This is a genomic window from Streptosporangium sandarakinum (genome assembly GCF_050942225.1).
GTDB classification, from domain to species: Bacteria; Actinomycetota; Actinomycetes; order Streptosporangiales; family Streptosporangiaceae; genus Streptosporangium; species Streptosporangium nondiastaticum.
This window is the reverse complement of the sequence record NZ_CP192034.1, coordinates 8,119,939-8,132,897: the sequence shown is the minus strand read 5'-3', so window position 1 is coordinate 8,132,897 and position 12,959 is coordinate 8,119,939. Positions and strand designations below refer to the sequence as shown.

At 73.0% G+C, this 12,959-nt stretch carries 9 protein-coding genes; 3 read left to right on the top strand and 6 right to left on the bottom strand.

Annotated elements, in window-relative coordinates:
* Positions 1-192: 192 nt before the first annotated feature.
* Entirely contained in the window at positions 193-705 is a 513-nt protein-coding gene (locus ACQP10_RS37285; RefSeq protein ID WP_179821816.1) for a GNAT family N-acetyltransferase, read from the top strand.
* A gap of 256 nt (positions 706-961) precedes the next feature.
* The gene (locus ACQP10_RS37280) at positions 962-2,722 is read left to right on the top strand and encodes an ABC transporter ATP-binding protein (protein WP_399498603.1); all 1,761 of its coding nucleotides are present in this window, start codon (positions 962-964) and stop codon (positions 2,720-2,722) included.
* A 185-nt stretch (positions 2,723-2,907) separates the two neighbouring features.
* Here the strand turns inward: ACQP10_RS37280 and ACQP10_RS37275 are convergent, their stop codons facing one another.
* The 6 genes from ACQP10_RS37275 to ACQP10_RS37250 form a co-directional block, all read right to left on the bottom strand.
* Positions 2,908-3,702, bottom strand: a complete 795-nt coding sequence (locus ACQP10_RS37275) for a glycoside hydrolase family 16 protein (protein WP_346018366.1) — start codon at positions 3,700-3,702, stop codon at positions 2,908-2,910.
* 1,950 nt (positions 3,703-5,652) lie between these two features.
* Positions 5,653-6,429 (bottom strand): hypothetical protein, encoded by a 777-nt coding sequence (locus ACQP10_RS37270; protein ID WP_346018367.1) that lies wholly within the window; start codon positions 6,427-6,429, stop codon positions 5,653-5,655.
* A complete protein-coding gene (locus ACQP10_RS37265) occupies positions 6,429-7,421 on the bottom strand; it encodes a MinD/ParA family ATP-binding protein (RefSeq protein WP_179821824.1) in 993 nt (330 codons plus the stop codon). The genes ACQP10_RS37270 and ACQP10_RS37265 overlap by 1 nt, the downstream gene beginning before the upstream one ends.
* 50 nt (positions 7,422-7,471) lie before the next feature.
* On the bottom strand, positions 7,472-9,424 hold the full coding sequence (locus ACQP10_RS37260; protein WP_390002806.1) for a hypothetical protein: 1,953 nt from the start codon (positions 9,422-9,424) through the stop codon (positions 7,472-7,474).
* Positions 9,421-11,376, bottom strand: a complete 1,956-nt coding sequence (locus tag ACQP10_RS37255; protein WP_433540605.1) for a hypothetical protein — start codon at positions 11,374-11,376, stop codon at positions 9,421-9,423. Before ACQP10_RS37255 ends, ACQP10_RS37260 begins: the two co-directional genes overlap by 4 nt.
* A gap of 63 nt (positions 11,377-11,439) precedes the next feature.
* Entirely contained in the window at positions 11,440-12,366 is a 927-nt protein-coding gene (locus tag ACQP10_RS37250; protein WP_433540604.1) for a hypothetical protein, read from the bottom strand.
* 43 nt (positions 12,367-12,409) lie between these two features.
* Here ACQP10_RS37250 and ACQP10_RS37245 point away from each other — a divergent pair, with 43 nt between their 5' ends.
* Entirely contained in the window at positions 12,410-12,775 is a 366-nt protein-coding gene (locus ACQP10_RS37245; protein WP_433540603.1) for a hypothetical protein, read from the top strand.
* Positions 12,776-12,959: the final 184 nt, after the last annotated feature.

Here is a 12,959-nt window from a genome sequence, read left to right as displayed (position 1 = left end):
TCCGGCAGGGGGAGTGTACAGATCCCAGGTAAAAGTCAAGTAAGGATTGCGCATATACCCTTTTGACCTTTGGCTAGGCGTTCGTGAAGAACAAGGTGTTCTGGCCGGTCGCGGAGCCGGGCGGAACGGGGTGCCGGGATGCGCCCGCCGGGGCGGTGGGGCCGAAGTGGGCGGCCTTGTTATGATCCGCCGATGATTATCCGAGTCGGCGGTCTTGCCGACGTCCCGGCGGTACTGGCGATGTTCGACGGCGCGGTGGCGTGGCTGACCGCGCGGGGCCGTACCGGGCAGTGGGGCAGCGAGCCCTTCTCCACCAACCCCGTCCGTGTCGAGAAGGCCACCGCCTGGGCCGCCTCGGGCGGGATGCGCATCGCCGAGATCGACGGCCGGCCCGCCGGCTGCCTCGTCGTCGGTCCCGCGATGGAGTACGTCTCCCCGGCGGCCGAGCCCGAGCTGTACGTGCAGGTCCTGATCAACGACCGGCGGTTCCACGGCCGGGGCGTCGGCGCCGCGCTGCTGGAGCGGGCCGTGACCGAGGCGGCGGAGCTGGGCGTCTCGCTGGTCCGGGTCGACTGCTACGCCGGGGACGACGGCCGGCTGGTGCGCTACTACGAGAGCCAGGGCTTCACCAGGACCGAGACGTTCACGGTGGGCGAGTGGCCCGGTCAGATACTGGAGCGGAGGCTTCCCGTCGCGACGGGCTGACCGGGACGGCCGCCGGGCACGGCAGGGTGCGTTCGCGGGGCGGCGCCGGGCACGGCAGGGCAGGGCCGGGTGCGTTCGCGGTGCGGCGTGGGACAGGGCCGGATGCGTTCGCGGGGCTGGGTAGGGGCGTTCGCGGGGCGGTACGGGGCGCGGCCGGGTGCCTCGCGGGCGCCATGCTTCGGTGGCGGGGCGGTCATATACAGGAAATATCGACAAGGGAGGATTGGGACTGGGTTTACCGTCTTATGGGGGTTTCGTGAACACTGCTCTCGATCATTCCTATCGGGGCGAACATCCCGTCCGTACCCTCGCCTACCTCTTCAGGGAAGACCGGTTCAAGCTCGTCGTCGCGGTCTTCGCCTTCCTCGTCAAGCACAGCCCCACCTGGCTGCTGCCGCTGATCACCGCGAACGTCATCAACATCGTGGTCGGCCACCGCCCCATCGTCGAACTGTGGGGCAACACGGCCGTCCTGCTCGTCCTGCTGCTCCTCAACCACCCCTTCCACCTCCTCTACGTCCGCTGCATGCACGGCGCGATCCGGCGGGTGGGCGTGAACCTGCGCTCCGCGCTCTGCCGCCGCATGCAGCAGCTCTCGATCGGCTACCACTCCCGGGTCAGCGCCGCCGTACTCCAGACCAAGGTCATCCGGGACGTCGAGAGCATCGAGCAGACCAGCCAGCAGGCGAGCGACATGGGCCTTTCGGCCCTCACCACGCTGGTCGGCGGCCTAGTGGTGATCGCCTTCCGGGTGCCCGCCGCGATCCCGGTCCTGCTGGTGGTCGTGCCGACCGCGGCCTTCCTGGTGATGCGGCTCCGCACCCGCCTGCGGGAGGACAACGAGAGCTTCCGCCGCGAGGTCGAGACGCTCTCCAGCCGGATCAGCGAGATGACCACCCTCATCCCCATCACCCGGGCGCACGGCCTGGAGCGCGACGCGCTGCACCGCGTGGACGGCACGCTGACCAAGGTGCTGCGCAAGGGACTCAAGCTCGACCTGCTCAACGGCAGCTTCGGCGCCCTCGCCTGGATCCTGCTCAACGCGCTGGGCGTCGCCTTCCTGACGGGCTCCGCGCTCATCGCCTACTACCAGGTCATCCCGATCACCGCCGGCGACGTGGTCATGCTGACCACCTTCTTCACCACCCTCACCTCCGCCGTCACCTCCCTGATCAGCCTGACCCCGGTGATCAGCAAGGGGCTGGCGTCGGTCCGGTCGATCGGCGAGGTGCTCCAGGCCCCCGACCTGGAGCACAACGAGGGCAAGGTGAAGATCGACTCGGTGCGAGGCGAGGTGGAGTTCCGCGACGTCGAGTTCGCCTACGGCGAGCCCGGCGAACCCCCCGCGGTCACCGGCCTCACCCTCAGGGCGGTGCCCGGCGAGACGATCGCCCTCGTCGGACCGTCGGGCGCGGGCAAGTCGACCGTGCTCAACCTCGTCATCGGCTTCCTGCGGCCGACCTCCGGCCGAATCCTGCTCGACGGCCGCGACATGGAGACGGTGGACATGCGGACCTACCGCCGTTTCATGTCGGTCGTGCCGCAGGAGTCGATCCTGTTCGAGGGCAGCATCAGGGAGAACGTCACCTACGGCCTGGCCGACGTCTCCGAGGAGCGGCTGACGCGGGCCCTGCGGGACGCCAACGCGCTGGAGTTCGTCGAACGGCTGCCCGCCGGGCTCGACACGGTCGTCGGGGAACGCGGGGCCCGGCTGTCCGGCGGCCAGCGGCAGCGCCTGGCCATCGCCCGAGCCCTGATCCGCGACCCGCGCGTGCTGATCCTCGACGAGGCGACCTCCGCCCTGGACTCCCGGTCGGAGGCGCTAATCCAGCAGGCGCTGGCCCGGCTGGTCGCCGGCCGTACGGTCTTCGTCGTCGCGCACCGGCTGTCCACGATCCGGAACGCGGACCGCATCGCGGTCATGCGGGACGGCGGAATCGTGGAGGTGGGAACCCACGAGGAGCTGATGCGGCTGCGCGGCGTCTACGCGGGACTCCAGCAGGCCCAGCTCGCCTGACGCGGCGAATCCGGGAAGAACGAATCCGGGAACGGCGGAGCTTGGAACGGCGGGGCCGGAAAGCGGGAACGGCGGGGCCTGTAACGGTGGGGCCGGAAAGCGGGAACGGCGGGGCCGGAAAGCAGGAAGGGCGCGGGACCGTCGTCGTCCCGCGCCCTTCACCGGTCAGATCGCCCGGCGGGGGATCAGCCCGTGCCGGCGGCGTTCAGCGGATAGACCCGCAGCCAGTCGACCTCCATCCACGCCTCTCCCTCGGTGCCTCCGCCGGGGAACCAGTCGAGCTGCAGGCACGGCTGCATCACACCGGTCGTGTGCCTGGCCGAGCGGAACCACTCCTTGCCGTCGATGTAGCCGACCGTGCCCTGCGGGCTGACCTCGACCGCGTAGGTGTGCCAGGCGGTCACCTCCACGTCGGAGTAGGACTGCTCCTCGCCCTGCGGGGTCTGCAGGTAGAAATTGGGACGCCACTTGCCCGGGTAGTCGTACACCCCCAGGAAGTCGATCTCCTCGCCCGTGGTGCTCAGCACGTCGCCCCCGCCGTCCCGCGGCCACAGCAGGGCGAGGGGGCGGTAGGCGGTCGCCCCGCCCTCGTACATCCGGACCCGGGTCTCCCAGCGCCCGTACGTCTGCTCGTGGCGGGCGCCGATCCCGGCCGTGGTGCCGTCGGCGCGGCCGTAGAGGTAGAGCGAGCCGTTGCCGACGTAGAGCTGGTCGGGGGAACGGCGGCCCTTGCCGGCGTGGCCCGCCGAGTCGTAGATCACCCAGTCGGCCGGGTCGAGGACGCCGTCGAACTCCGCGCACCACGACGGTGTGCCCCAGCCGAGGGTCCCGGCCGCGCTCGCCTGGCCGGCGGGGGCCGGGCCGCAGACGGCCTTCGCGGCGCCGGACGCCGCCGCGCCGGGGGCGGCGGCGATCATGCCCGCCGCCAGCGCGGTCACCAGGCCGAGTACGGCCGTCCGCGCCGGTAATCGATGGTTCATGGCTGCTCCTTGGAACTGGCACAGAGCGCCGAGGGACTGAAGCCCCAGCAACCGGCCTTGACCGGTGTCACGGGCCGCGGAACGGACCCGCTCGGCGCGAGGGGAACGGAGTATGCGGGTGGTGCGAAGGCCCACCGGGGCGCCCAGGACGGCGCCTGAGGGTCGGTGGCCGGAAGCGGCGCGGCGGAGCCGATCGTACGGCCATGCCAGGGCGCGAGACTCCAACATGCCGAATCCCGCCACGACGCGCAGTCTCCGGAACCCGCGATCCCCGAGGTGAAGAAGGAGCGCGCCAGCGGGGGCAGCGGTAGGACGGGCCTGGTCGCGGGGACTCCGAGGATGGACGCGGGCGAGTCGGCGCCGGACTCGGCGGCCGGCTGACCGGTGGAGAACGCCGGGGCGGTGGGGGCCACGGTGGGGGTCACAGCGGGGGTGGGGAAGGGCGCCGCGGTCGGATCGGCCGAGGGCCACGCCGTACGCGCGGGCGGGACCGGATCGGGAACGGTGGGCACGTCACCGGTGACGCCGGTTTCACCCGCGTCATCGGCGGTCGGGACGGGAGAGGGGCTCGCCGGGTCCTTCGGGGCCTTCCTGGACGCCTTTCCGGACCTGTCCGGGGTGCCGTCCCCGGGCGTGGCCTTCTTCGACGACTCCTTGGCGCCCTTCCCGGACGGTTCCTTCGCCGACTCTCCGGTGTCCTTCTTCCCAGAAGCCTTCTTTCCGGACTCCTTCTCGGAGGACTCCTTCGTTCCCTTACCGGCTTTTTCCCCTTTTTCCTGTGAGGTGTCCCTGGAGGTTCCCTTGCCCTTCTCTCCGGACTTGCCCTTCTCCTTCTCCGTGTCCTTCTTCCCCGAGTCGTCCTGCCCGGTGGAACTCTCGCCGCTCTGGGACGGCTTGGGCTCCGCCGGTTTCTGGGACTGCTCGGGCGTCTGCGGGGCCGGGGACTCACCTCCCGAGGACGGAGGCTGCGCCGTGGTCTCGGGCGTGGCGCTGGGAGCCGGGGCGGGGGAGTCCTTCTTGCCCCCGTCACCGGGGTCGGGCGCGTCCTTGCCCTTGTCGTCGGAGTCGGGCTTGCTCCTGGTGTCCGGCTGCGGCGCGGTGCTCCGGACCGCGGCACGAGCTCGGCCGGTTTCCGGAAGCGTCGAGAGGTGCGGCTCGGGATCGGAACTCCTGGACGCGTTCCGCTTCGGCGCGGACTTCTCCGTGGCGTCCCGCGTGGTGCTCCGTTCGGTCCGCTCGGTCTCCCGCCCGGCGTCGCGGTCGGCGTCACGGCTGGAAGGGCGGCCGGAGCCGTCCGTCGTCCTCCGGCCGGTGCCGGGGGAGCCCTCCGCCTTCCTCGGCGCGGATTCGGACCGGGTGGCCGGCCCGGACCGGGGCGCGGAGCGGGACTCGGGCGCCGGATCGGACCGCGGCGTCCGATCGGAGCCGGACCGATGTGCCGTACCGGACTCGCGGGCCGGGCCGGACTCGCCGCTCCCGCGGGAGCGCGAGGACGTGCCGGTCTCCGCGCCGGAGGAGCCGCCCCCTCCACTCCGAGGCGCCCTTTCCGTTGTGGGTTCGTCGCGGGAGGAGCCGCCCCCTCCACTCCGGGGTGCTCTTTCGGTGGTGGGTTCGTCGCGGGAGGAGCCGCCCCCTCCACTCCGGGGCGATCCTTCTATGGTGGACGACTCGTCGCGGGAGGAGCCGTCCGGTGGCGCGGGCGCGCGTTCCCGGCCGCCGGGAGGGGGTTCGCCCGGGGCGATGGCGGAACCGCCGGCCGGGTCGGATGACGACGCGCCGGTCCAGCCCTGGTCGGCCTTGGCGTACCAGGGCTGGGCGACGACCGCGCCGGCCGCCGCGGAGACCCCTGCCAGGAGGAGGCCGGAGACCAGGGTGACGCGGCGGGGTGAGCTGCGTGGGGACATGTGCGGTCTTCCTCGTTCCGTGGGCGTTCTACGCGTTCCAGGCGTTCTACGGGGTGGAATCGGGATCGGGAGAGGGGTCGGGAGCGGACAGGGACTTCCAGCCCGCGGCGGTGAACTCCGGGGTTCCGGGCAGGGCGACGGCGGGCAGGGCGCCGGGGGACGGGTCCGGGATGTTGACCCAGTCGCCCTTCCCCCCGGCCCGCATGTCGGGGTGCCAGGTCATGATCAGGTTCATGGCGTACGGACTGGAGTAGATCGGGTCGGTGTCCTGGGTGCCCTTGGTGGCGGTCACCTGCACCAGCACGGACACCTGGATCTGGTCCTGGGCGCGGACCCGCCACTGGACCCCGATCGTCCGCGTCCGCATGGCGGCGCCGTCCGGGAGAGCGCCGGTCTTCGGCAGGCCGAGCGTCTCTCGCCAGCTCGCGACGGTGTCGCGGGCGCCGGCGCGGGCCGCCTCCTGCTGGTCGGGCGGGACGTACAGGACCGCGGCCTGCTCGGCCTGGGCGGCGTCCAGCGTCCAGGCCGCCTCCAGGGTCGCCGCCGCCGCCGAGACCGCGCCCAGCTCGGTGTGGGGGAACCCGACGGGGTAGCCGGCCTGACCCTCGTACCCGGAGGGGGTCGCGAGCACGACGGAGTCGGTGGCGGCGTTCGTCACCCGCACCGTCGGGGGCTCGGCCCCGGGCCGCAGCACGTGCCACGCCCAGACCGCGGCGAGGATCGCCCCGACGATCGAGACGACCACGATGATCATCCGTCGGGGGGAGCGGGACGGTGATCCCAGATCCCAGTCGAGATCGGCGTCCTCGGGAACGGGCGGCACTAGCGGCTCCGGTCGGGACGCTGGCCGAACGCCTGGCCGGCCGCCGCCGCCAGGCGCAGGTACGCCCCCCGGGTCGTGGGCCGCAGCCGGGCGAGATCGACCTCCGCGCCCTCCTTGAGGTGCGGGTCGTAGGGGATGCGGACCACCGCGCGGCAGCGGGAGGCGAAGTGCCGCTCCAGCAGCGACAGGTCGACGTCGGTCTTCGGCTCCACGGCGTTCAGCACGACGATGGCGTTCTTGACCAGGTCGGCGTGCCCGTGGGCGGTGAGCCAGTCGAGCGTGGCGGCGGCCGAGCTGGCCCCGTCCACCGCGACCAGGGTGACCAGCACGATCTGGTCGGCCAGCTCCAGCGTCGCGTCCATGGCGCCGTGCAGCAGGCCGGTACCGCAGTCGGTGATGCAGATCGAGTAGTAGCGCTCGATGATCCCGGCCACCGTACGGTAGTCGTCGGCGTTGAACGCCTCGCTCACCGCGGGGTCGGTGTCGGACGCGAGGACCTCCAGGCGGGCCGACGACTGGGAGGTGAAGGCGCGCGCGTCGGCGTAGCGGAGGATGTGCGGGGCCTCGGCCAGCATGGTGCGGATGGTCGCGGCCGTCTCCGACTTGACCTTCAGGCCGAGGGTTCCGCGGTCGGGGTTGGCGTCGATGGCGATGACCCGGTCACCGCGCAACGAGGCGAGCGTGTTGCCGAGCGCCACGGTCGTCGTGGTCTTGCCCACCCCGCCCTTGAGGCTCATGACCGCTATCCGGTGGTGCCCGCTCGCGACGGGCGTCTGGGCCTGGGCCATCAGCGTGCGGCGCTCCAGTTCGGCGGAGGATTCGGCCGGGGTGATCCGGCCGCCGGAAAGCCTCCAGACGAGCCGCCGCCATCCGCCCGTGGGCTCGGGGCGGCGGTTGGTGAGCAGGTGTTCCGCGGTGAGCGGGATCACGTCGTGGAACTGCTCGGCCGGGCCGTGCGGCGAACGCTGCGTCCTCGGGGGCGTCTCCGTCATAGCCGGGGTCCTTTCGCGTAGAACTTGCATGAGGCTGGGGGACGGGGCGGTCAGCAGGTTCGCCAGCGCACCGTCGTGGTCACCGAGTCGTCGGGGCCGAACACGGTCAGGGGGGCGGAGACGGAGGCGGGGACCCCGCACCACTGGCGGACCCGGAGGGCGCGCAGCGCGATCACACTCGTCTCGCCCTGCCGCAGCGTGCCGCTGGACGGGGTCACGGCCAGTCCGGGAGCCGAGATCCGCCACTCCAGCGGCTCGCCCGTGAGGGTGAGGAGCAGGCTGCCCTGTCCGAACTCGTCCAGCGTCACGACGGGCGGCACGCGCAGCCGCCCGGCGAGCCCGCCCGAGGGTGCGGGGGCGGTGCCGGCGGCCGTGGGCGGGGCGGTCTCGGACCCGGTGGCGGCGGACGACTGCAGGGGACCCGCCGGGTCCTCGGCGCCGATGACCGGCCCGAGGAGGCTCATCCCGGTCAGCGTGCCGGCCGTGCCCGCGACCACGATGATGGCGACCTTGATCGTCGTGGTGCGGAGCCTCGTCCCGGCCCACGACATCGCCTCGGCGAACCGGACCCCGGCTCCGAACCGGATCCCCTCCGGCCCGTCGTCCGGTCCGTCGTGCGTCCCGGCGTCCGTCCCCGCCCGCGTGCCGCGCCCGCCCGGCGGGGTCCGGCCGGTGACCGCGGGCATGGAGGGGACGGTGGCCGCCGCGTCCTGCGTGCGGGTCTCCCGCGTCCACGACTGGGAGAGCAGGGCGTTGTAGAGCGGGGTGTCCTGGCCGGGTGGGGGCGGGGACGGCGGCCGGGTCTTCGGCGGTGACGGCGGCGCGGGCGTGGAGCGGTCCGGGAGGGCCGGCCGGTAGGGGTTCCTGGAGCGGTCCTGGCGCGCGGGACGCGGCGCGGCGCGGTCGGCCTGCTGTCGTTCGGGGCGGACCGGCATGTAGGGGGGCCTGGCACGACCCGGCCGGGGACGCCGTACGGCGATGCCGGGCATGGTGTCCTCCTGCGACCTCGGCACCGGGCCGGGACCGGCCTCTCCGGCTCCGGCGTTCTCCGCGGACGGCGGCGCGACGGGTGCGGGGGGCACGGCGGACGCGGGGGGTGCGGCGGGCACTGTGGGCACTGTGGGCACTGTGGGCGCTGTGGGCGCGACCGGCGCGGGCATGGGAGCCGCGGGAGCGGTGGATGACGCGGGTGCCGCGGTTCCCGGGCCGGTCTCCCCGCCCGGTGGCGGGGTCGGGGCGGCGGAGGCGGCCCTCGGCGACGGCGGCCGCGTGGCGGGCCGGAGGGAGTCCAGGAGTCGCTGCCTGACCTCGGCGGTCAGCGGCGTGACCCGGGGGTGGGCGATCATCTGCGGGACGGTGTAGCGGATGTTGATCGGCCGCGTGCACACGGTGCACCGCACCATGTGGGACAGCAGGTCCTCGCGGGCCTCCGCGAACTCCGTGGCGGGCGGGACCGTTCCCGCGCGGGGGAACACGCGCTCGGCCAGCGGGGCGAGGTCGGGGCAGGTGGAACGGCCGTGGGCGAGGGAGTCCAGCCCGCTCACGAGGGTCTCGATCAGGTCCTGGGTGCGGGTCGTGAGCCCGGGGACCTCCTCCACGGAGATCGACAGCGCGTGGACGAGGTCCTCGGTGCTCAGCTCGTGCCGGTACATCAGCCGGAGCGCCTCCGCGCCCAGCGGATCGACGATCGTCCAGGCGCGCTCGATCAGCCGGCGTTCCGGCATTCCCGGCATGTCAGCATCCGGCACGTACCCCGCCCGGTAGCCGGGCGAGATACGGCACTCCCGCCGGAGGAAGGCCAGCAGGCGCCCCCGGGGCGTGACACCCAGGGGCGCCGGTCCGCTCCGGCACGCGGCCAGCGCGGACGACGCCGCCGCCACCGCCCGGTCGGGCGGGAGGTGGCGGACGGCGTAGTCGATCAGGTGTGCGCCGTGCTCGCCCACCCAGGCCGCGGCCTGGCCGGGACCGAGCACGGCGCGCCCCGCTCCGGGGGACGTGCTCATGAGCCCGAGTACTCGCCCTGGTCCTGCTCGACCTGACCCGGTTCGACCTGGTCCTGCTCGGTCTGACCCGGTTCGACCTGGCCGGTGCCGGGCTGAGCGGGCTGGACGTCGGACGGGTCGGTCACCACGAGCTCCAGGTTGCGTTCGGAAAGGCCGGTGAACTTGGTCCAGTTGCTGACCTGGCCGGGAGCCGGGTCGGCGTACAGCCAGCGGACGAACGCGGGCCACGCGCACGAGTCACGCGGTACGGCGAAGCCCCCCCGGGACGTGTCCAGGTTCGCGAGCTCGTCCTCGGAGTAGTTCCGGCACTCGGGGGTGCCGGGCGGGGCGATGTTGAGGTCCCACACGCCGTTCTCGTCGGTGTAACGCATGTTCTTGTCCAGCCCCAGGGCCTCCTGGGCCCGCCGCATGAGCTCCGGGTCCCGGAAGATCGGCAGGGTGGAGGCGGAGGGGTCGGGGGCCTCGCTCCGGGGCGCGGACCGGTCCGCCGGGAACCGGTCGGCCGGAGGCCGCGCGTCCTGACCGGTCGGCGGGACGTTGTTCGGGTCGGTGTTCCGGTCAGCGTTCTGGTCGGTGTTCCGGTCGTTCGGCGGGACCGCGTCCTGGCCGGTCGGCGGGAGCGCGTTCTGGTCGACCGGCGGGAGCTGTGTGTCGTCGGCGGGCGGGAGCTGGTCCTGGGGAGAGGGCAGGGGAACCGGGGTGATCCGGGCGGAGGGCCGCGGGTCCACCGGCTGCCGGGCGGAGTTCGTCGGCTGCGGGGCCGGGTTCGCCGGCGTCGACGGGCCCGCGGGAACGATCGGCCTCATGGTGCTGTTGGGCGCCGCCGGGGTGAGGATGCCGGTCGGCCGCGTGCCGATGGGCGCGTCGGAAGGCCGGTTCGCCGTGCGCGGGTCGGCCGGCGGCTGGGTCGCCATGCGGCGGTCGGCCGGTGGCTGGGTCTCCACCCGGGGGGCGCTCGGCGGCTGGGACGCCGTGCGGGGGTTCCCCGAGGGCCACGCCTTCACCCGCGGGTCGGCCGACGGCCGGCCGGATCGCCGGTTCCACCGTGACCGGTCGTTGGGCGAGGGCTGGGCCGTACGGATCGAATAGCCGTCACGCGGGGAGCGGCCCCGATGGTCGTGGTCGCCCTTCCGGGGGGAACGCGGGTACGCCGACGGCGGTGGGGTCCGGGAGCCTTCGGACGGCCGCGCCACGTCGGGCCCGTCCGAGGGACGGGTGGCGGGCCCGTCCGAGGGAGGGGTGCCGGGTCCGTTCGAGGGGCGGGCGTCGTTCCGCGGGGAGGGAGGCGGCGGAGGAGGCGCGATGACCTCCTGCTTCTGCTCGGCGGCCGGCTGCTGGATCTTGCTGCCGTTCTCGGAGAGGCTGCGGCCCACCTGCTCCGTCGGGGCGGGCTTGGGAGGCGGCGGCGCCTTGGGGGCGGGGGCCTGCGGCTGGGCGGCCACCTGGCGGGTGTTCGCGGGAGGCTGCTGCACAGGGGCGGCGTCCTGCTGCTGCGCGCGCGGGGCTGCCGGCGGGTTCGGCACGGGCTGGGTCTTCGTCTTCTCGCTGGCCTTCGGCGCGGAGCTTTCCTTGGGGGGCGGAGCCGACTTGGCGGCGTTCTCCGGAGTGCCCGGGCGCAGCAGTGCGCCGACCGCTCCCGCCACGGCCGGGAGCGCGACGCAGCCGCTCGCCCCGCCCGCGATCGCGTGTCCGTCGGTGGTCGCGGCCAGGCAGACCTTCGTGTTGCCGGTGGCGGCGCCCTGGGCGGCCTGGCCGCCCCCGGAGAGCCGACCCGCGCCGGACGCCCCCAGGGCCGTCCAGGCGCCGATCCGGTCGTCCAGGCGGTAGGTGCCCGCGACCAGGCGCATCCCTCCTGCTTCGGAGGGGCCCGCGGAGTCGGACCGAGTGGCGATGACGGCTCCCAGCCCGGCGCCGGCCCCGAACACGCCGATCGCGACACTGGCGGTGATCACCGTCGCGCGTGAGGCCCTACGTGAGGGTGTCATCATGAACGTTCCTCTTCTTTCGGTGGTACGTCAGTCGCCGTGGCCCTCCAGGACCTCGCTCCAGTCGCCCAGCACGCGGACGGGATCGGGGGAGCCGGCGGGGGGGATGTAGGTCACGTACATGCGGCCGTAGGAGGCCCGCGCCGAGTGCGCGAAGGACCTGTTGCCGGTGCGCACGGCCGCCGCCCCCTTCAGCGCGACCCGCGCCCCCGGCCGTTCGACCTTGCGCGTGTCGGTCGAGCGGGCCCCGTACCAGACCAGGGCGCCCCCGTCGGCGGTCCGCAACGCGCGCACCGGGCCCTCGGGCAGGTACGACAGCGTGAGGTTCCAGCCGGCGTCCTCCAACTGGGTGCGCTCCTCCTGCCAGAACAGCGCGATGTCGCTGGTCCATGGCCCGTCGGCGAACATCGGGTCGATCTCGGCCCGCTCCATGCTCGCCAGGTGGGCGTCGACGACCTGGCGCGGGGTGGCGACCAGGCCCGTGGCGTTCTCGGACAGGCTCGTGGCGTAGCCGTCGTCGTCGGTCGCGATCACGGGGAACCGGTCGGGGGTGGGCCGCGTGTCGGCGGCGGAGGCCACCAGTCGCCAGCCGTCGGGGGTGGAGCTCATCAGGTCGGCGACCCGGCCCACTCCGGGCTTGGTGGAGATCGCCACGAACCAGTCGGGGCGGCCCGCGACGTGGCGGGGGATCCACACACGCGGGTTGGGCCATATTCCCGCGGCCACCGATCCGCCTTCCAGCGCCGCGGTTTTGAAGCCGGCCCGGGTCATCTGCACCGCGAGACCGCCCTCCAGCTTGCCCATCGCGACCTGGTCGAGGTCTCGCTGGGCGGCCGACAGCCCGCGCTGGTAGTCGCTGTGGATGCGATACGCCTGTTTGGCGGTGAGCTGGGCCGAGCCGCCCTTGGCCGAGGAGTCGGCCGGGGAGGGGGAGGAGACCGGGGGAGGAGGCACCACCGCCCTGGTCTCCGTTCCCTCGCCGGCGTCGGTCTTGGGCGCCGTGGACGGCGGAACCGCGGGTTTCGTACCGGCCTTACCGGGCTTGTCGTTCTTCTCGGGTTTCTCGGGTTTCTCCGGTGTGCCGGACGAGCTGGGAGCGTCCGGCTCGGGGGACGAGGCGGGGACGGAGGGAGAAGGGGACGAGACGGATGCCGACGGGGAGGCGGAGGCCGGGGAAGACGTCGGCCCCCAGTCCGCGTCGGGCGGCGCGGATGACGGATCCGCGGCCAGCGCGCCGGGGCGAGGGGTGTTCGAGGTGGTCAACCAGACCCCCGCGCCGATCAAGATCACCAGAATTGCGCCGAACAGAATGAGCTTCCGCGGGTCGAATGCGAGCAGCCGCGACGGGTGCCAGTCCGACAGGTGATCGAATTCCTGTCCACGGGAAGATCCTGCGGGGTAGGCGGAACCAGCGTTCCTATCTGGGAAATCTGATGCGCGCCATGACATAGGTCCAAATATTAGACTGACCGTGATCCATAGGGAAGGTAAAGGGGGCGGGTAATCATCACTTATGGTTATTAGGTTTTAATTAGTTCATAATTCTTATA

Excerpts from the sequence above, each read along its gene's own strand:
- ACQP10_RS37285 (WP_179821816.1), top strand. The coding sequence starts at position 193 with ATGATTATCCGAGTCGGCGGTCTTGCCGACGTCCCGGCGGTACTGGCG.
- ACQP10_RS37275 (WP_346018366.1), bottom strand. The coding sequence starts at position 3,702 with ATGAACCATCGATTACCGGCGCGGACGGCCGTACTCGGCCTGGTGACC.
- ACQP10_RS37265 (WP_179821824.1), bottom strand. The coding sequence starts at position 7,421 with ATGACGGAGACGCCCCCGAGGACGCAGCGTTCGCCGCACGGCCCGGCC.
- ACQP10_RS37260 (WP_390002806.1), bottom strand. The coding sequence starts at position 9,424 with ATGAGCACGTCCCCCGGAGCGGGGCGCGCCGTGCTCGGTCCCGGCCAG.